Source organism: Pseudomonas glycinae (genome assembly GCF_001594225.2).
Classification (GTDB): domain Bacteria; phylum Pseudomonadota; class Gammaproteobacteria; order Pseudomonadales; family Pseudomonadaceae; genus Aquipseudomonas; species Aquipseudomonas glycinae.
In genome coordinates, this window is record NZ_CP014205.2 from 4007515 (window position 1) to 4027359 (window position 19845).

At 61.1% G+C, this 19845-nt stretch carries 14 protein-coding genes and 2 tRNA genes; 4 read left to right on the forward strand and 12 right to left on the reverse strand.

Annotation, left to right across the window (positions count from 1 at the left end; all coding sequences use genetic code 11):
- Positions 1-68: 68 nt before the first annotated feature.
- Both rlmB and rnr read right to left on the reverse strand, forming a co-directional pair.
- Positions 69-836, reverse strand: a complete 768-nt coding sequence (gene rlmB / locus AWU82_RS18265; protein ID WP_064379106.1) for a 23S rRNA (guanosine(2251)-2'-O)-methyltransferase RlmB — start codon at positions 834-836, stop codon at positions 69-71.
- On the reverse strand, positions 833-3463 hold the full coding sequence (rnr, locus tag AWU82_RS18270) for a ribonuclease R (RefSeq protein WP_064379105.1): 2631 nt from the start codon (positions 3461-3463) through the stop codon (positions 833-835). Before rnr ends, rlmB begins: the two co-directional genes overlap by 4 nt.
- Before the next feature lie 225 nt (positions 3464-3688).
- Here rnr and AWU82_RS18275 point away from each other — a divergent pair.
- The 4 genes from AWU82_RS18275 (at position 3689) to AWU82_RS18290 (ending at position 6811) form a co-directional block, all read left to right on the forward strand.
- Positions 3689-3775, forward strand: a tRNA-Leu gene (locus tag AWU82_RS18275).
- A 181-nt stretch (positions 3776-3956) separates the two neighbouring features.
- Positions 3957-4043 (forward strand) — tRNA-Leu (locus AWU82_RS18280).
- 192 nt (positions 4044-4235) lie between these two features.
- The gene (locus AWU82_RS18285) at positions 4236-5246 is read left to right on the forward strand and encodes an extracellular solute-binding protein (protein ID WP_064379104.1); all 1011 of its coding nucleotides are present in this window, start codon (positions 4236-4238) and stop codon (positions 5244-5246) included.
- On the forward strand, positions 5246-6811 hold the full coding sequence (locus tag AWU82_RS18290; protein WP_064379103.1) for an ABC transporter permease: 1566 nt from the start codon (positions 5246-5248) through the stop codon (positions 6809-6811). The genes AWU82_RS18285 and AWU82_RS18290 overlap by 1 nt, the downstream gene beginning before the upstream one ends.
- A 41-nt stretch (positions 6812-6852) precedes the next feature.
- Here the strand turns inward: AWU82_RS18290 and AWU82_RS18295 are convergent, their stop codons facing one another.
- The 10 genes from AWU82_RS18295 to AWU82_RS18340 form a co-directional block, all read right to left on the reverse strand.
- Positions 6853-8787 (reverse strand): methyl-accepting chemotaxis protein, encoded by a 1935-nt coding sequence (locus tag AWU82_RS18295; RefSeq protein WP_041475493.1) that lies wholly within the window; start codon positions 8785-8787, stop codon positions 6853-6855.
- A gap of 140 nt (positions 8788-8927) precedes the next feature.
- Positions 8928-10217, reverse strand: coding sequence for an adenylosuccinate synthase (locus tag AWU82_RS18300; protein WP_064379102.1), 1290 nt, complete (start codon positions 10215-10217; stop codon positions 8928-8930).
- Positions 10218-10271: 54 nt separating this feature from the next.
- Positions 10272-11459: an ATP phosphoribosyltransferase regulatory subunit gene (locus AWU82_RS18305; protein WP_007950716.1), complete on the reverse strand. Its 1188-nt coding sequence runs from the start codon at positions 11457-11459 to the stop codon at positions 10272-10274.
- Positions 11460-11772: 313 nt separating this feature from the next.
- Positions 11773-12642, reverse strand: coding sequence for a protease modulator HflC (hflC, locus tag AWU82_RS18310; RefSeq protein WP_064379101.1), 870 nt, complete (start codon positions 12640-12642; stop codon positions 11773-11775).
- Positions 12642-13814 carry an FtsH protease activity modulator HflK gene (gene hflK / locus AWU82_RS18315; protein ID WP_064379100.1) on the reverse strand — a complete coding sequence of 391 codons (1173 nt, stop codon included), beginning with the start codon at positions 13812-13814 and terminating at the stop codon, positions 12642-12644. The genes hflC and hflK overlap by 1 nt, the downstream gene beginning before the upstream one ends.
- Before the next feature lie 96 nt (positions 13815-13910).
- Positions 13911-15212, reverse strand: coding sequence for a ribosome rescue GTPase HflX (gene hflX / locus AWU82_RS18320; RefSeq protein WP_064379099.1), 1302 nt, complete (start codon positions 15210-15212; stop codon positions 13911-13913).
- Between the two features lie 12 nt (positions 15213-15224).
- Entirely contained in the window at positions 15225-15485 is a 261-nt protein-coding gene (hfq, locus tag AWU82_RS18325; protein WP_007902656.1) for an RNA chaperone Hfq, read from the reverse strand.
- Between the two features lie 93 nt (positions 15486-15578).
- Positions 15579-16550, reverse strand: coding sequence for a tRNA (adenosine(37)-N6)-dimethylallyltransferase MiaA (gene miaA, locus AWU82_RS18330; RefSeq protein ID WP_064379098.1), 972 nt, complete (start codon positions 16548-16550; stop codon positions 15579-15581).
- The gene (mutL, locus tag AWU82_RS18335; RefSeq protein ID WP_190241589.1) at positions 16550-18448 is read right to left on the reverse strand and encodes a DNA mismatch repair endonuclease MutL; all 1899 of its coding nucleotides are present in this window, start codon (positions 18446-18448) and stop codon (positions 16550-16552) included. Before mutL ends, miaA begins: the two co-directional genes overlap by 1 nt.
- A 5-nt stretch (positions 18449-18453) precedes the next feature.
- Positions 18454-19833 (reverse strand): N-acetylmuramoyl-L-alanine amidase, encoded by a 1380-nt coding sequence (locus tag AWU82_RS18340; RefSeq protein WP_371915557.1) that lies wholly within the window; start codon positions 19831-19833, stop codon positions 18454-18456.
- Positions 19834-19845 lie beyond the last annotated feature (12 nt).

Here is a 19845-nt window from a genome sequence, read left to right on the forward strand (position 1 = left end):
AACAATGATGCTGAATGTAACTCCGCTTCGCGAGCAGGCTCGCTCCCACATTTTGGACTGCGTAAGGCTTAAGCCTTCTTGGCAGCCGCCTTGGACTTGGCACCACGCTGGCGCTGGGCCTCGAACAGGCAAACACCCGTTGCAACCGACACGTTGAGACTGCTGACGCTACCGGCCATCGGCAAATGCACCAGGTAATCGCAATGCTCGCGGGTCAGGCGACGCATGCCTTTGCCTTCGGCGCCCATAATCAGAATGGTCGGGCCGGTCAGGTCCTGGTCATAGATGCTGACCTCGGCCTCGCCTGCCGTGCCGACAATCCACAACCCGCGCTGCTGAAGTTTTTCCAGGGTTCGCGCAAGGTTGGTGACGGCCACCAGCGGAATGACTTCCGCCGCGCCGCAAGCCACTTTACGCACCACAGGGGTCAGGGTGGCCGACTTGTCTTTTGGCACGATGACCGCCAGCGCACCGGCAGCATCCGCCGAACGCAGGCAGGCGCCGAGGTTGTGCGGATCGGTCACGCCGTCGAGCACCAACAGCAACGGCGCGCCTTCGGTGCGATCAAGCAGCTCGTCGAGCATCGCTTCGCCCCAGACCTGGCTCGGACTGACGTCCGCCACCACGCCCTGGTGCACGCCTTCGACCCAGGCGTCCATTTCGCGGCGCTCGGCCTGACCGATCTGGACCCGGTTTTCGTTGGCCAGTTCGATTAGCGTCTGCACGCGCGGATCATTGCGGCTTTCGGCCAGCCAGATCTGCTTGACGCGTTTTGGGTGGTGACGCAGCAACGCTTCTACCGCGTGAACGCCGTAGATTTTTTCCAACTGACTCATGACTTCGCCTTCGGTTTACGCGCCCCGCCGCTTTTGGCTGGAGCGGAACCCGCTTTTGGCGGGCCTTTGCGGTGTTTGCTCGGTTTGGCTGGCTTGCCGCCGGAGGCCTTGTCAGGCGCCGACCGTCCGGTCTTTCCCCCGGACGCCGCTTTACCACCGTTTTTGGCGTCGGCCAGCAAGGCCTTCTTCATTTCACGGCTTTTGCGCAGCTCGGCGTTTTTCGCCACGGCATCGCTTGGACGATAGGCCTCGACAGCCTTTTCCTTGGCCGGACGACGGCTGGCGGTTTTTGCCGGAGCCTTTTCTTCCACAACCTTGGCTGCAGGAGCGGTCGTCTCGGTGCCACGCTTCTTGCGGCCGATCGGCGCGCTGATGGTTTTTTCAGCCATCTCGAAGTCGATCTTGCGCTCGTCGAGATCGACGCGCATGACCCGCACTTCAACGGTATCGCCAAGACGGAAGCTGCGACCGGTGCGCTCGCCCGCCAGGCGGTGATGCACAGGGTCAAAGTGGTAGTAATCGCCCGGCAGCGCCGTCACGTGTACCAGACCTTCGACATAGATATCGGTCAGCTCGACGAACAGGCCAAAACCGGTCACGGCAGTGATCACGCCCGGGAACGATTCGCCCACGCGGTCCTTCATGAACTCGCACTTGAGCCAGTTCACTACGTCGCGGGTCGCTTCGTCGGCACGGCGCTCGCTCATCGAGCACTGCTCGCCGAGTTGCTCCAGCGCTGCTTCGTCGTACGGATAGATGCGCGCCTTCGGAATGGTCATCGCACCGGCACGGCGAACGTGCGGGGTGTCCTGTTTCGAATGGATCACGCTGCGGATCGCCCGGTGCGTGAGCAGGTCCGGGTAACGACGGATCGGCGAGGTGAAGTGGGTGTAGGCTTCGTAATTCAGGCCGAAGTGGCCTTCGTTCTGGGCGCTGTACACCGCCTGACTCAGGGAGCGCAGCATCACGGTCTGGATCAGGTGGAAATCCGGACGATCCTTGATGCTGGCCAACAGGGCCTGATAGTCCTTCGGCGACGGACCATCCTTGCCTTTGTGCAGGGATAGTCCGAGCTCACCGAGGAACGCGCGCAGCTTTTCCAGACGCTCCGGTGGCGGACCGTCGTGGACGCGGTACAGCGCAGGGATTTCGTGTTTTTTCAGGAATTCGGCGGTGGCCACGTTGGCCGCCAGCATGCATTCCTCGATCAGCTTGTGCGCGTCGTTACGGGTGGTCGGACGGATCTCGGCAATCTTGCGCTCGGAACCGAAGATGATCCGGGTTTCCTGCGTTTCGAAATCGATCGCGCCACGCACGTGACGAGCGGCCAGCAATACCTTGTACAGCGCATAGAGCTGCTTGAGGTGCGGCAAGACGTCGGTGTATTCACCGCGCAACTTGCGCCCTTCGGTGGCTTTTGGCGTTTCCAGCATCGCGCTGACCTTGTTGTAGGTCAGACGGGCGTGGGAGTGGATCACCGCTTCATAGAAGCAGTAGTCGGTCATTTCGCCGGACTTGGAGATGGTCATCTCGCAAACCATGGCCAGACGATCGACATGTGGATTCAGCGAGCACAGGCCGTTGGACAGCTGCTCCGGCAGCATCGGCACCACACGCTCGGGGAAGTACACCGAGTTGCCGCGCACCTGGGCTTCGTTGTCCAGAGCCGAACCGATCTTCACGTAGCTGGAAACGTCGGCAATCGCCACATACAACTTCCAGCCGCCGGAAAACAGGCGCAGCTTGCCTGGCTTGGCTTCGCAGTAGACCGCGTCGTCGAAGTCGCGGGCATCTTCGCCGTCGATGGTGACGAACGGCAGATGGCGCAGGTCGACGCGCTTCTCTTTGTCTTTCTCTTCGACTTCCGGCTTGAGCTTGCCGGCTTCCTTCAGAACGGCTTCAGGCCAAACGTGCGGAATGTCGTAGGTGCGCAGGGCGACATCGATTTCCATGCCCGGCGCCATGTAGTTGCCGACGACTTCAATCACATCGCCTTGCGGCTGGAAGCGCGGGGTCGGCCAGTGGGTGATTTTCACCTCGACGAACTGACCGATCTGGGCGTTGGCGTTGCGGCCCGGGGTGACCAGCACTTCCTGCTGGATCTTCGGGTTGTCCGCAACAACGAAGCCGATACCGCCTTCTTCGAAATAGCGGCCGACGATGCTTTCGTGGGCACGGGACACCACTTCAACGATCACGCCTTCGCGACGACCGCGACGGTCCAGGCCGGAAACACGGGCCAGAGCACGGTCGCCGTCAAACACCAGACGCATTTGCGCCGGGCTCATGAACAGGTCATCGGAGCCGTCATCCGGCACCAGGAAACCGAAGCCGTCGCGGTGACCGCTGATGCGACCGAGGATCAGGTCGAGTTTGTCCACCGGCGCATAGGTGCCACGGCGGGTATAGATCAGTTGAGCATCGCGCTCCATGGCGCGCAGGCGGCGGCGCAGGGCTTCGATCTGGTCTTCTGTGGTCAGACCAAACTCTTCGACCAGTTGCTCGCGGGCAGCAGGCGAACCCCGATCAGCAAGGTGCTGAAGGATCAGTTCGCGGCTGGGAATAGGGTTTTCGTATTTTTCCGCTTCACGAGCGGCCTCGGGATCGAGGGACTGCCAATCGGCCATTAGAGAGTTTTCACCTTGTCTATATGCGGGTTAGTTTGGCATAGGCGCCATCAAACGGGAAATTTCCGACTATATAAGGCACGTCTGGGGCCTTGTATCGTCGCCTGAAGGGCGTTTTGAACACCGCCGGTAAAAAAAATCATTTTTTTTGCTGACAGGGGTTTACAGTTAAAAAGGCGCTCCGTATAGTGCGCGCCATCGACGACGTACACACGTTGACGAGATGCCCAGGTGGTGAAATTGGTAGACACGCCAGCTTCAGGTGCTGGTGACCTTACGGTCGTGGAAGTTCGAGTCTTCTCCTGGGCACCAATTTCGAGTTTGAGACTAGATCAGTTTCAAGACTCCCACAAAAACCCGCGAAAGCGGGTTTTTTGCATTCTGCTTTCCAGCTTTTTCTGAGAATGATTTATTAAAATCAAATCAGGGGTTTACAGATCAAAAGGCGCTCCGTATAGTGCGCCACATCAACAGCGGCAACGCTGAAGATGAAGCCCAGATGGTGAAATTGGTAGACACGCCAGCTTCAGGTGCTGGTGACCTTACGGTCGTGGAAGTTCGAGTCTTCTTCTGGGCACCAATTCAAATTCAAGGTCACGATCTTGAATTTCACAAAAACCCGCGAAAGCGGGTTTTTGCGTTTCCGGGGTTTGGAAAAGCTTGAGAGCCGACACCTGGCAAACACTACCTCTCCTCGCAAAGCGCACTTGAGAAACAATATCGTTTATCATTGTTGCAAGTTTTTGCAATGCGACAGTGAGGAACCCTGCGAATGATGTTTCGAAATACCCTGCGCCGCGGCTTGACCTTCACCCTGCTCGGCCTGGCACTCGCCACTCCCCTCACCCAGGCTGCCGACGCGGTTTCCCTGACTCTCTACAACGGTCAACACAAGGAAGTCGGCGACGCGATCGCCAAAGCCTTCGAGGCCAAGACCGGCATTCACGTCAATGTACGCAAGGGCAGCAGCAATCAGCTGGCCAGCCAGATCATCGAAGAAGGCGACCGCTCCCCCGCCGACGTCATCTACACCGAAGAATCCCCACCGCTGAACAACCTCGGCGAACAAGGTCTGCTGGCCAAGGCTGACGACGCGACCCTGGCCGTTCTGCCGAAAGAATACGTCGCCGGCAACGGCACCTGGATCGGAGTGACCGCCCGGGTTCGCGTGGTGGCCTTCAACCCGAAACTGATCGACGAAAAAGATTTGCCGAAATCGGTGCTGGATTTCGCCGATCCGCAGTGGCAAGGCAAGGTCGGCTTCGTCCCGACCAGCGGCGCATTCCAGGAACAGGCCGTGGCGATCATCAAAAAGCACGGCCGCGAAGCCGCCGAAGAATGGCTGACCGGCCTGCGCGCATTCGGCAAGACCTACAGCAACAATATGGTCGCCCTCAAGGCTGTGGAAAACGGCGAAGTCGCCACGGTGCTGGTAAACAACTATTACTGGTTCGCCCTGCAGCGAGAGAAAGGCAAGCTTGATTCTAAACTGCATTACTTCACCGGCGGCGATGTCGGCGGCCTGATCACCGTGTCCAGCGCAGCCGTGCTGAAGTCCAGCAAACATCCAAAAGAAGCCCAGCAATTCCTCGCCTACATGGCCAGCGAAGAAGGTCAGCGTGTGATCACCCAGACCACCGCCGAGTACCCGCTGCACAAAGGCATGGAATCGGATCGCGGTCTCAAGCCGTTCAGCGAACTGGAAGCACCGGACGTCACGCCGGCCGACCTGGGCAACGCCGAAGAAGCGCTGGAGCTGGAACGCGAAGTTGGCTTGAACTGATGACGGCATCGTTATCCGCCCCCGCTACACGCGGGGGTTATACGCCACGACGCAAGCGGCCGTCGATCTGGCTGGTGCTGCCGGTGTTGCTGTTGGTGGTCATGAGCCTGTTGCCGCTGGCCTACGTCGGGCTCAAAGCCTGGCAGGCGGGCTGGACCGAAGCGCTACATTTGCTGTGGCGCCCGTATGTGTTTGGCCTGCTGCGCAACACACTGGCACTGATGGTTGGCGTGACCGTGACCTGCGGTGTGATCGGCCTGTCGCTGGCCTGGCTGTTGGAGCGCAGCAATCTGCCGGGCCGACAGCTGTGGGGCGTGATTCTTTGCCTGCCGTTCGCAGTGCCGGCATTTGTCAGCAGCTTCACTTGGGTTTCGCTCAGTGCCCAGTTCGAAGGACTCGGCGGGGCGATCCTGGTGATGAGCCTGTCCAAGTACCCGCTGATCTTTCTGCCGGTAGCCGCCACACTGCGCAATCTTGATCCTTCTCTTGAAGAATCGGCGCGCACACTCGGACAGAATCGCTGGGGCGTGTTTTTCCGCGTCACCCTGCCGCTGCTCTGGCCTTCGCTGCTGGCCGGTTCGCTGCTGATTGCGCTGCACATGCTGGTGGAATTCGGCGCACTGTCGATCATTGGCCTGCAAACTTTCACCACAGCGATCTATCAGCAATTCGAACTGGAATTCAGCAATGCCAACGCGGCGATGCTGTCGGCGGTATTGCTGGCGCTGTGCTTGATGCTGTTGTGGCTGGAGCTGCGGGTGCGCGGCAAGGGCCGGCACGTACGCACCGGTCAGGGTGCGGCGCGTCGAGCTGAACAAGTGCGACTGGGCCCTTGGGCGATCGTCGGTCAGCTGTATTGCCTGATGCTGGCGATTGTCGGCAGCGGAGTTCCGCTGGGCATGCTGGCCTACTGGCTCGCCGTGGGGTCGTCAGCGGCCTTCCCGGTGGCGGCAATCACCGAAGCATTGCTGTCGTCGCTGGCGCTATCGCTGGGTGGCGCGGGATTGTGTCTGGTGCTGGCAGTGCCGGTCGGGTTGCTGGTGGTGCGCTACAAAGGCCAACTGGCGATCTGGGCCGAGCGCCTGCCCTATCTGCTGCACGCCCTGCCGGGATTGGTGATCGCCCTGACGCTGGTGTATTTCGCCCTGCATTACGTGCCGGCGCTTTACCAGACCTCCGCGCTATTGCTGATCGCTTATGCACTGCTGTTTCTGCCACTGGCTCAGGCACCGATCCGTACGGCGCTGAACAAGGCGGCGCCGCAACTCGAAGAAGCCGCCCGCACGCTGGGCGCCTCTTCGTTCACGGCTTTCTGCCGGGTGACTCTACCGATCATCTTCCCGGCCCTGGGCGCAGCGTTTGCGCTGGTATTTCTGGATGCCATGAAGGAACTGACGGCGACGTTGCTGCTAAGCCCCACAGGGCTCAACACATTGGCGACGGAAGTCTGGGCGCACACCGCGAATGTCGAGTTCGCAGCCGCAGCGCCTTATGCGGCGCTGCTTATTGTGGTGTCAGGGTTGCCGGTGTACCTGCTGACGACCCGGATGTATTTGAGCCGATAAAAAAATCGCAGCCGAGGCTGCGATTTTTTTTGCCCGGACTATCAGGCCCGGAACTGCCCCAGACTGGCCTTGAGCTGCGCCGCCAGACCATCCAGCACCTTGCCGCTGGCCGTGGTCTCGACCACGGCCTGAGCGGCTTTCTCGGCCTGGGCATGAATCGTCTCGACGCGCCCACGCACAGCTTGCGCGCCCTGCGCCTGATGCGCCGCGGCCTGAGTCGCCAAACCAATCGCCGCATGCACCTGCTCGACCGACGCCTGCACCGACTGCTGCAAACGCGCGCTGTCACGCAGCACCAGCAAGCCTTCGCTGGCCTGACGCCCGGCCTGACCGATCGCCTCGACCGCTTCACGGGCGCCCTGCTGCAGGGCCACAATGTGCGCCTGGATGTCACCGGTGGAGCTTTGGGTCTTGCTCGCCAGCGCCCGGACCTCATCCGCCACCACCGCAAACCCGCGCCCGGTTTCACCGGCCCTTGCGGCCTCGATCGCAGCGTTGAGCGCCAGCAGGTTGGTCTGTTCGGCGATGCCGTGAATCACGGTCAGCACCACTTCGATCTGCTCGCTCTGCTGCGCCAGCCGCTCGATGACTTTCGCCCCGGTATCGACCTGCCCCGCCAGCGCCTCGATCAGGCTGCCGACCTTGGCCGAGGTGCGAGTGTTCTCGTCGGTGGCCTGGCGAATATCCACCACCTGCTTCAATGCGGCCTGCATCGCATGGCTTTCCGATTGCGCTTCATCGGCCATTTGCGACAGCGCCCGCAGACTCTCGGCCACTTCATCGCGCTGCATCCCGGCCGCCGCATCGGCACCGGCGTTGCGCAGGGTCATGGCGCCGATTTCCACACCGGTACGCTGAGCCACATCCCCGGCCTCGCGCACGATCGGCTGCAACTTGTCCACAAAGCGGTTGACCGCCGAAGCCATGTCGCCGATCTCATCCTTGCTGTTGATCTGCACGCGCTTGGTCAGATCGCCCTCGCCCGCCGCCAGATCATCCATGGCGGCGTTGAGCATTTTCAGACGATTGACGACCCGATGACCGAGCACCACTGCCAGCAGCAACAGCACCCCAGCCCCGACCAGCGCCAGGCCCATGCCGATGCGCCAGCGCAGCGTTGCAGCAGCATCCTGCACGGTACTGGTGGTGTTGGCTTTCATCTCGGCAGCCGTGGACTGCGCCGATTGCAGGCGAGCCTGCATGGCGGTGGCACTGTCGGCAGCAGCACCTTTGAGACTGTCGCCCACCAGTTGATCGCTGCTGGCAATCAACGCCGAGAAGCGCTGGTCGAGCGCCGCCAGATCGGTTTCAACCGAAGCGGTGGAGACGCCCATCAACACCTTGCCGATCTCCACGCCATTGGGGTTGATCGAGGCTTCCAGGTAGTAGACCGACGGATCGTTCTTCGCCGCATCCAGCACCTTGTCCAGCGCCCGCTCGCCCTGGCCTTTTTCCAAAAGGGCCTTGTTGATCGGGTTTTCGCGGTTGAGGTAGCGAGTCAGATGCTGGCCGGTGGCGTCGTCATACACCACGAACAGCACGTTGGGATTGCGCTGAGCCCGACGGGCGAATTCGGACAGGGTCGGCACGTCGCTGTCCCACATGGCACGGGGCGCCACCGAGGCCAGCAACTGGGCCATGTCATTGGCCGAATCCTTCAGGTCTTTTTCCAGAGTCGCACGCAGTTGCGCCTGCTCTTCCTTCAGACGCGAGGAAAGACCGGCGGTAAGACGCTGACGGGTACTAGAGGAAAGGTTGTCGAGACTCGACGTGACTTCACGCCCGGCCTGCTCCAGCTCACCGGACAACTTCTGGCTGTCGGCGCCCAGGCGAGTGCCGAGATCGGCTTCCAGCGCGGTGACGGTGCTCCGCGTCAGGGCGACGGCCACCAGCACTTGCACCAAAAGGGCGATACCAAGGGTAACGAACACAGGCCGCAACAAACGGCTTTGTAACAGTGAGAGAACGGCTGACACTTTGAATCCCTCTACTTCTGACGCCATTAATTTGATGGCACTCTTGTAGACAGAATCACAGCAAAGGTCATGCCGTCCAACAGGCATAAACGACAAAGGCCCCGATGAAGGGGCCTTTGTGTTTTTACATCAACGACTTATCAAGCGAACGGATGACGCAGCACGATGGTTTCGTTGCGGTCCGGGCCCGTCGAAATAATGTCGATCGGCGCGCCGATCAACTCTTCAACGCGTTTGATGTAGGCACGCGCGTTGGCCGGCAGCTCTTCCAGAGTCTTGGCGCCGACGGTCGATTCGCTCCAGCCCGGCACTTCTTCGTACACAGGCTGCAGGCCTACGTAGCTGTCAGCGTCAGTCGGGGCAACCGCGTTGCCTTGCGCATCTTTGTAGCCGGTACAGATGTTGATGGTTTCCAGGCCGTCGAGTACGTCCAGCTTGGTCAGGCAGATGCCCGAGATGCTGTTCACATCGATAGCGCGACGAAGGATAACGGCGTCGAACCAGCCGCAACGACGGGCACGGCCGGTGGTAGCGCCGAACTCGTGACCTTGCTTGGCCAGGTGCGCACCGACTTCGTCGAACAGCTCGGTCGGGAATGGGCCCGAACCCACGCGAGTGGTGTAAGCCTTGGTGATGCCCAGGATGTAGTCCAGGAACATCGGGCCAACGCCCGAGCCGGTAGCAACGCCACCCGCGGTGGTGTTGGAGCTGGTCACGTACGGGTAGGTGCCGTGGTCGATGTCGAGCAACGAACCCTGGGCACCTTCGAACATGATGTCTTTGCCGGCGCGACGCAGGTCGTGCAGCTCGGCAGTCACGTCCAGCATCAGCGGCTTGAGCAGCTCGGCGTATTCCTTGCACTCGGCCAGCGTCTTTTCGTACTCGATGGCAGGCTCTTTGTAGTAACCGACCAGCATGAAGTTGTGGTAGTCCACCAGTTCACGCAGCTTGTCTTCAAAGCGCGGCATGTTGAGCAGGTCGCCAACACGCAGACCACGACGTGCAACCTTGTCTTCGTAAGCCGGGCCGATGCCGCGACCGGTCGTACCGATCTTCAGCTCGCCGCGGGCCTTTTCACGGGCCTGGTCCAGCGCCACGTGGAAGGACAGGATCAGCGGGCAGGAAGGGCTGATACGCAGGCGCTCGCGCACCGGTACGCCTTTCTCTTCCAGCTTGGTGATCTCGCGCAGCAGGGCGTCAGGTGCAACCACCACGCCGTTGCCGATCAGGCACTGCACGCCTTCGCGCAGCACGCCCGACGGGATCAGGTGCAAGACGGTTTTTTCACCGTCGATCACCAGAGTGTGACCGGCGTTGTGGCCACCCTGGTAGCGCACTACGGCGGCAGCATGTTCGGTCAGCAGATCAACGATCTTGCCTTTGCCCTCATCACCCCATTGGGTGCCCAGGACTACGACATTCTTACCCATAACACTTGTCCTCATTCGCGCAAACTTGGTGCCGGCATCAGCCGGCAGGAAAACTCAAGAAGCCAGTGGCGATACTTGCCAAAGCCCGTTCTGCTGGATCAATTGCCGGTCGCAGTCCGCATCACGGGCGGCGGCCAAAGGTTGTCCAGGCAACGCCTGAACGACACGCTGACCCTCACTGCGCAACTGGCAAACCTGCTGCCAGAGTGCCGCATCCGTACTGTCAGGCATCCAGATACCGCCAGACGGTAGCTCGATCTCAGCACGCCCCAGGGTCACCAGGGTTTTCAAATCGGTGGAGAAGCCGGTGGCCGGACGGGCGCGACCGAAGTCGGCGCCGATGTCGTCGTAGCGACCGCCCTGGGCGATGGACTGGCCAACACCCGGCACGAACACCGCGAACACCACACCGGTGTGGTAGTGATAACCGCGCAGCTCGCCGAGGTCGAAGTACAGCGGCAGCTCCGGGAAGCGCACCGACAGACGCTCGGCGATCGCCAGCAAATCTTCCAGCGCCGCCAGTACCGGCGCCGGCGCATTGGCCAGACGCTCGCGGGCAGCGGTCAGGACTTCACGGCCGCCGCACAGGTCGACCAGCGCGCGCAACATGCCGGACAGATCGGCCGGCAGGCCTTCGGTCAAGGTAATGACCTCGTCGATGGCCTTGCGTTGCAACGCATCGAACAACTGCTGCTCGACTTCACCCGACAGACCGGCCGCCTGGGCCAGACCGCGGTAGATGCCGACATGCCCGAGGTCCATGTGCACGTCCGGCACATCGGCCAGTTGCAGCATGGCCAGCATCAGGCTGATGACTTCGACGTCGCTGCTCGGGCTGGCATCGCCGTACAACTCGGCGCCCAACTGGATCGGGCTGCGCGAGGACGACAAGGCACGCGGCTGGGCATGCAGGACGCTGCCGGCGTAGCACAGACGGCTCGGGCCTTCGCGACGCAGGGTGTGCGCATCGATGCGCGCCACTTGCGGCGTGATGTCGGCACGGAAACCCATCTGCCGGCCCGATTGCGGGTCGATGACCTTGAAGGTACGCAGATCCAGGTCCTGGCCCGCGCCGGTCAGCAGGGATTCCAGGTACTCGATATGGGGAGTCACGACGAACTCGTAACCCCAGCTCTGGAACAGATCCAACACCTGACGACGCGCGACTTCAATGCGCGCCGCTTCCGGTGGCAGTACTTCTTCGATGCCATCTGGCAGCAGCCAGCGGTCTACCGTTGCCATTACGCCATTCCCCTTAGATCCGGGCGGCCAGCCCGAGGGCGAGCCTTGAGTGAAGCAGAAAATGACCGACCCGTTCAAAACGCACGCGCATGAACGACGCGGCGAAAGGCCTGTTACCGGCTTCGCCCATCACTTTCCTCGAAAAACTGTCGGGCCATTCAACCCGTTCTTCTACAACAAAAACAGCAATCAAACGTGCAGACGCAAAAAAGCCGGGAATTTCCCGGCTGCCGCATCATACACACGTTTTCCCAAAGGATCACCCCGCCCGAGGTATTAGCCGCCGGGCGGAATGATTCGGGTCAACGTCGTATCAAGGCTTGGCCTTCTCCAGATACTTGAAGAAGTCGCTGCTTGGGTCGAGGACCATGACGTCGGATTTGTTCGCGAAGCTTTCACGGTAGGCACGCAGGCTACGGTAAAACGCGTAGAACTCCTGATCCTGGCCGTATGCCTTGGAGTAGATCGCAGCGGCCTGGGCGTCGCCATCACCACGAATCTCTTCGGATTCACGATAGGCTTCAGCCAGCAGCACACGGCGTTGACGATCGGCGTCGGCACGGATGCCTTCGGCCAGCTCGTTACCCTTGGCGCGGTGCTCGCGAGCTTCACGCTCACGCTCGGTGCTCATGCGCTCGAACACGCTGCGGTTCACTTCTTTCGGCAGATCGATGGCCTTGACCCGGACATCGACGACTTCGATACCCAGCTCCTTTTCCGCCATCTTGTTCAGCGACGCGGTGATATCAGCCATCAGCGCATCGCGCTCACCCGACACAACTTCGTGCAGGGTGCGCTTACCGAACTGGTCACGCAGACCCGATTCCAGACGACGGGACAGACGCTCGTCGGCGATCTGCTTGAGGCCGGACGTTGCGGTGTAGAAGCGCTCGGCATCTTTCACGCGCCACTTGGCGTAGGCATCGACCATCACGGCTTTCTTTTCCAGTGTCAGGAAACGCTGTGTCGGCGCATCCAGCGTCATCAGGCGGGCGTCGAACTTGCGCACCTGGTTGACGTAAGGAACCTTCACATGCAGACCCGGCTGAACGTCAGCCTGAACCACGCGACCGAATTGCAGCAACACCGCGCGCTCGGTCTGAGCGACGATGTAGAAGCAGTTCCAGGCAGCGATCGCCACGACAACGCCGACAATAAGGGCGATCAGCGATTTATTGCTCATCAGCGACTCTCCCTGGTACGCGCCTGCTGTTGCTGCAGATCGGCTGCGGCACGTGCATTGGCTTCATTGCTGGTGGCTGCCGCACTGTTCACCGGAGCGCTGGTGTTGCGACCACTTTCGACCATCTTGTCCAGCGGCAGGTACAGCAGGTTGCTCTGGCCGTTCTTGTTGCCGGTCACGAGTACCTTGCTGGTATTGCTGAAGACTTCCTGCATGGTGTCCAGGTACAGACGCTCACGGGTGACTTCCGGCGCCTTGCGATACTCGGCGACCAGCTTGGTGAAACGATCTGCCTCACCCTTGGCGCGCGAGACCGTTTCGTCACGGTAGCCGTTGGCATCTTCAAGGATCCGCTGGGCCTGACCACGGGCTTCCGGCACCACGCCATTGGCGTAGGTTTCAGCCTGGTTGCGCGAACGCTGCTCGTCCTCTCGGGCGCGGATCACGTCATCGAAGGCTTCCTGCACTTCACGCGGTGCCGCTGCGCTCTGTACGTTGACCTGGGTGACGGTGATACCGGTGCGATAGGTATCGAGGAAGCGTTGCAGACGCTCCTTGATTTCGCTGGCCATCAGCTCACGACCTTCGGTCAGCACCTGGTCCATCGCGGTTGAACCCACCACATGGCGCAGTGCACTGTCGGTCGCATGTTGCAGGCTGATTTCCGGCTGGTCGACGTTCAGCACGAAGTCCTGCAGGTTGCTGATCTTGTACTGCACGGTCAGCGGCACTTCGACGATGTTCTCGTCTTCGGTCAGCATCTGGCCCTGCTTGGTGTAGGCACGCTCACGCGTGACGTTCTCCATGTACTTCTTGTCGATCGGCGGGAAGTAGATGTTCAGGCCGGGACCGACAGTCTCGTAGTACTTGCCGAAGCGCAGCACCACGGCTTGCTCCTGCTCGTCCACGACGTACACCGCGCTGTACAGCCAGACGGCCGCCAGCACGACCAGGCCGATGCCGAGGAGGCCGCCAAAGCCACCACTCTTGCCCGAGCCACCACCGTCATCACCGCGTTTTTTTCCACCACCGAACAACCCGTTCAGGCTTTCCTGCAGCTTTCGGAAGGCCTCGTCGAGATCCGGCGGTCCCTTGCGGTCGCCGTTGTTGCGACGCTTGCCACCCCAAGGATCCTGATTGTTCGAGTTGCCACCCGGCTCATTCCAAGCCATAGCGCTCTCCATCTGATAAAGCAAAGACGCACCCACGGCGCGCCGACCAATGCTACAGAATGCCTGCCGTTGCGGCACAACCGCTTTGTCAGGCTTTTATTGCAAAGTGTGTTGCTCGATGAACTCCGTCGGCACAACGCCCTCACGACTGACCAGCCGATTGAGCTCCGAGCGTGGCAATCGAATGGCCAGCAAGCTGACCCCTTCTTCGTCGTATTCTTCTTTCTGTACCGCGCCCAGCTCGAAGAACTGTGCACGCAGACGCGCAAACCGCTGGGGCAAACGCAAGGTTCCGACAAACAAATCACTGCCCAGCAATTCGGCAATGGCTTGCTCAAGCAATTCCAGACCGGTGCCATCACGGGCTGACAACCAGACCCGTTGGGGCTTGCCGTTTTCATCGCGCTGGATTTGTGGCTCAACGCCTTCAAGCAAATCGAGTTTGTTATAGACCTCGAGGATCGGCAAGTCCTGGGCACCGATCTCGCCCAGCACCACCATCACCTGCTCGATCTGCAACATGCGATCCGGTTCCGCCGCATCAATCACGTGCAACAGCAGGTCGGAGTTGCTCGACTCTTCGAGCGTAGACCGAAATGCCTCGACCAGTTTGTGCGGCAAGTGGCGAATGAAACCCACGGTGTCGGCCAGGACAATCGGCCCCAGGTCGTCCAGTTCCAGACGGCGCAAGGTCGGGTCCAGCGTGGCGAACAACTGGTCAGCCGCGTACACCTCGGACTTCGTCACATTATTGAACAGCGTGGATTTACCGGCGTTGGTGTATCCCACCAGAGAAACGGTAGGGATATCCGCACGCGAGCGGCCGCGACGCGACTGTTCGCGCTGGCTGCGCACTTTTTCCAGCCGCCCCTTGATCTGGCGCAGGCGAACCCGCAGCAGTCGCCGGTCGGTTTCGAGCTGGGTTTCACCCGGGCCGCGCATGCCGATACCGCCACCCTGACGCTCAAGGTGAGTCCAGCCGCGAACCAGCCGGGTGCTCATATGGTCAAGCTGGGCCAGTTCTACCTGGAGCTTGCCCTCATGGGTACGGGCGCGTTGGGCGAAAATATCGAGAATCAGACCGGTACGGTCGATCACGCGACACTCGAAAACACGTTCGAGGTTACGTTCCTGACTGGGCGTAAGGGTGTGATTGAAGATCACCAGATCGGCTTCTTCGGCGTGGACCAGGTCGCGCAGTTCCTCGACCTTGCCGCTGCCAATCAGGTATTTGGCGGTTGGCCGATGACGCGGCACGTTAAAAAACGCAACGGTCTCGGCGCCTGCCGAATTTGCCAGTTCCTGAAACTCCTGCGGATCTTCGCGCGCCTCAGGGTCCTGTCCATCCAAGTGAACGAGAATGACCCGTTCACCACCACCGTGGCGCTCAAAGAACAAAGGAGACTCCTATCAGGCGTTACCTGGCTCAGCGTCACCTGCTTCGGATTCGGTTGCGCTTGGCAGACGAATTGGACGAACCGGCACGACTGTAGAGATAGCGTGTTTGTAAACCATCTGGCTGACGGTGTTCTTCAGCAGGATAACGAACTGGTCGAACGACTCGATCGTGCCTTGCAATTTGATCCCGTTCACCAGGTAGATGGAAACCCCCACTTTCTCTTTACGTAAAGTATTCAAGTAAGGGTCTTGTAGCGAATGCCCTTTTGACATGTGCCGCACTCCTTTAAGGATTCAATATAAAAAATAGGTAAACAGATGGCTTTTGCCGCCACACCCCCAAGGATAGACGGCAATTGCAAGGACTCAGCTCAATATGGAGATCGTCCCAAGGTATTTCAAGGCGCGTGGCAGATTGTCGCAATCCAGACTGTCGAGCCAGTGTAAATCTTTCCAGCTGCGCAGCCAGGTGAACTGGCGTTTGGCCAATTGGCGCGTGGCGATGATGCCCCGCTCCTGCATCTCGGCCGACGTCAGCTTGCCATCCAGGTAGTCCCAGACCTGGCGGTAGCCTACCGCACGTATAGACGGCAACCCGGCATGCAGGTCACTTCTATTACGCAGGGCTACGACCTCGTCGATGAATCCCTGTTCCAGCATATTTGTGAATCTTTGTTTAATGCGCTCGTGCAGTACCTGCCGATTAGTTGGAGCAATCGCCAGGTTCGCGACAGTATAGGGCAATTGTTGCAGTCCCGATGCGGCCGCTTCGGTACTTTGTACAGATTGTTTCAGCCGCAGTTCAGTCATGCTCTGACCGCTGACCCGATAAACTTCCAGCGCACGACTCAGTCGTTGCGGATCGTTCGGATGGATGCGCGCCGCCGACTCCGGATCGATGACCGCCAGTTGATCGTGCAGGGCTTGCCAGCCAAGGCGTGCAGCCTCTTCTTCGATCTGCGCGCGAACGTCGGGATCGGCCGCCGGCATGTCCGCCAGACCGTCGATCAAAGCCTTGTAGTAGAGCATCGTGCCGCCCACCAGCAGCGGAATTTTTCCGCGTGCGGTGATATCGGTCATGGCCTCCAGCGCATCGCGGCGGAAATCCGCTGCCGAATAGGCTTCGGCCGGGTCGAGAATGTCGATCAAGCGGTGGGGAAATTCGGCCAGCAGCTCCTTGGACGGCTTGGCGGTACCGATGTCCATGCCGCGATAGACCAGCGCCGAATCGACGCTGATCAGCTCGCACGGCAGCACCTTGGTCAGCTCGATGGCCAGGTCGGTCTTGCCCGCAGCGGTCGGGCCCATCAGGAAAATCGCTGGAGGAAGCTGGCTCATCAACGACCGCGCAGGAACAGTTTGTCCAGATCGTCCAGGCCCAACTGGGTCCAGGTCGGTCGGCCATGGTTGCATTGACCGCTGCGCTCGGTGTTTTCCATGTCGCGCAGCAGGCCGTTCATTTCCGGCAGGGCCAGGCGCCGGTTGGCGCGGATCGCGCCGTGGCAGGCCATGGTGCCGAGCAGTTCGTTCAGATGCGCCTGGATCCGGTCGCTAGTGCCGTATTCCATCAAGTCCGACAGAACATCGCCCACCAGACGTTTAGCTTCGGCCTGTTTGAGCAGGGCCGGGATCTGCCGGATGGCCAGGGTTTCCGGTCCAAGGCGCTGCAATTCGAAACCAAGGCGCTGGAACCATGCCGCATGCTCTTCAGCGCAATCGGCCTCGCGTTGACTGACCGCCAGCGATTCCGGCACCAGCAGCGGCTGGCCACTCAGGCCTTCGCTGGCCATGGCAATTTTCAGGCGCTCATACATGATCCGCTCGTGAGCGGCGTGCATGTCCACCAAAACCAGGCCCTGGGCGTTCTCGGACAGAATATAGATGCCCTTGAGCTGCGCCAGCGCATAGCCAAGCGGCGGAATGTCTTCCTGACCGGCCGGCAGCGCATTGGCATTCGCTTCAGGCAGCGGCGCGAAAAACTCGCGGTACGCAGCCTGAGCCTCGGCAACCGGCACGGTCGATTGCGGGCGCGGCGTGTATTGATACTGATAAGCGCCGCCAGCGCTGGCACCCGACGAGGTATTGAACGCCGGTTGCGCCTGCGGTTGCTCCAGCAACGCGTTGGCAGCCAGACGCATTTCGCCCTGCGGCCCGAACTCACCGGCTTCAAGGCCGGTTGGCCGGACAATCGCGGTGGTGACCGAACCGGCAAGCTGATCTTCCGGTCGCACATCGCCGAGGGCACGGTGCAAGGTGCCATAAAGGAAATCATGCACCATGCGCCCGTCACGGAAGCGCACTTCGTGCTTGGTCGGGTGCACGTTGACGTCGACCGCTGCCGGATCGACCTCGAAAAACAGCGCAAACGTGGGGTGCCGGCCGTTGAACAGCACATCGCGATAAGCCTGACGCACCGCGTGGGCCACCAGTTTGTCGCGCACCGCACGGCCGTTGACGAAGAAATATTGCAAGTCAGCCTGACTGCGGTTGAAGGTCGGCAGACCGACCCAGCCCCACAAATGCAGGCCATTGCGCTCGATTTCGATCGGCAACGCCTGCTCAAGAAAGCCCGAACCGCAGATCGCCGCCACACGCCGGGCGCGGGCCGCGTCATCGTGGGCTTCGTGCAGGCTGAGGATGGTCTTGCCGTTGTGGCGCAGATGGAAGGCCACGTCAAAACGCGCCAGCGCCAGACGCTTGATCACTTCTTGCAGGTGATCGAATTCGGTTTTTTCAGTCTTGAGGAATTTGCGTCGCGCCGGGGTGTTGAAGAACAGGTCACGGACTTCCACCGACGTGCCCACAGGGTGCGCCGCTGGCTGCACGCGGGGCGCCATGTCGCGGCCTTCGGTTTCGACCTGCCAGGCCTGATCGGCATCGCGGGTGCGCGAGGTCAGGGTCAGGCGCGCCACGGAGCTGATCGACGCCAGGGCCTCGCCGCGGAAGCCCAGGCTCATCACCTGTTCAAGGTCTTCCAGGTTACGGATCTTGCTGGTGGCGTGACGGGCCAGGGCCAGCGGCAAGTCATCGGCGGAGATGCCGCTGCCGTCGTCGCGCACCCGCAGCAGTTTGACGCCGCCCTGCTCGACATCGACATCGATACGCCTGGCGCCGGAGTCGAGGCTGTTTTCCAGCAACTCCTTGATCACCGAGGCCGGGCGTTCGACCACCTCACCGGCGGCGATCTGGTTCGCCAGCCGCGGGCTGAGCAGTTCGATGCGGGCAGCGTTCAACACCTGGTTCATTCTTTGGACGCCAGTTCGGTGCCGGGAATGGTCAGGTGCTGACCGACTTTCAGATCATCGCTTTTCAGATTGTTGGCACTGCGCAGCGTGGCCGGCGAAATCTGGTAACGCACGGCAATCATTGCCACGGTCTCACCCGGACCTACCCGGTGATCGCGCGGACCTTGAGCGATCTTGCCCGAATCACGCAGCCAGGCGATGTAGGTACCCGGTGGCGGATTCTGCTGGAAGAACTGGCGCACGCCGCTGCTGATCGAGCGCGCCAGCGCCTGCTGGTGGCTGGCTGCCGAGAGTTTCGACGCTTCGTTGGCATTGGAGATGAAGCCGGTTTCCACCAGGATCGACGGGATGTCCGGCGACTTCAGCACCATAAACCCGGCCTGCTCCACACGTTGCTTGTGCAGCGGCGTGACCCGGCCGATGTTGGTCAGGACTTTCTGGCCGACGTTGAGACTGGAGGTCAGCGAGGCGGTCATCGACAGGTCGAGCAGAACGCCGGCCAGCATCCGGTCCTTGTCATCGAGGCTGACGTTGCCGGCACCGCCGATCAGGTCGGAACGGTTTTCACTGTCGGCCAGCCAACGGGCGGTTTCAGAAGTGGCGCCACGGTCGGACAGGGCAAACACCGACGCACCGAACGCAGCGGCCGACGGCGCGGCGTCGGCGTGGATCGAGACGAACAGGTCGGCGCCCTTCTTGCGAGCAATCTCGGTACGGCCGCGCAGCGGGATGAAATAGTCACCGGTACGGGTCAGCTCGGCGCGGAAGCCTTTCATGCCGTTGACCTGACGCTGCAATTCGCGGGCGATCTGCAGTACCACGTCTTTCTCACGCTGACCGCGAGAACCGGACGCACCCGGGTCTTCACCACCATGACCGGCATCGATGACCACAATGATGTCGCGCTTGCCGGCCGGGGCCGGTGGCAGCTTGATCGCAGGTTCGGCCGGCGTGACCGGAACCGCGGGAACGGTGGCAACTGATGGTGTCGGCGCAGGCGGCGGTGCGGCATCGGCCGGGTTGTCGAACAGGTCGACCACCAGACGGTTGCCGTACTGCGCATTCGGCGCCAGCGAGAAGCTTTTCGGGGTGACCGCCTTTTTCAGGTCGATGACCACCCGCAGGTCAGTCGGCGTGCGCTGGGCCGAGCGCATGGCGGTAATCGGCGTGTTGGCGGTCTGCACATTCAGCGGCGCGCCGAGGGTGGCGCCGTTGATGTCGATGACCAGACGATCCGGCGCGGTCAGCGTAAAGACGCTGTGCTGCACCGGGCCTGTCAGGTCGAACACCAGTCGCGTGTTGTCCGGCGCCCGCCACAGGCGCACGCTGTTGACCTTCGTGTCGGCCACAGCGTTGACGGTTACTGCCATCAACATCAGTCCAGCGGC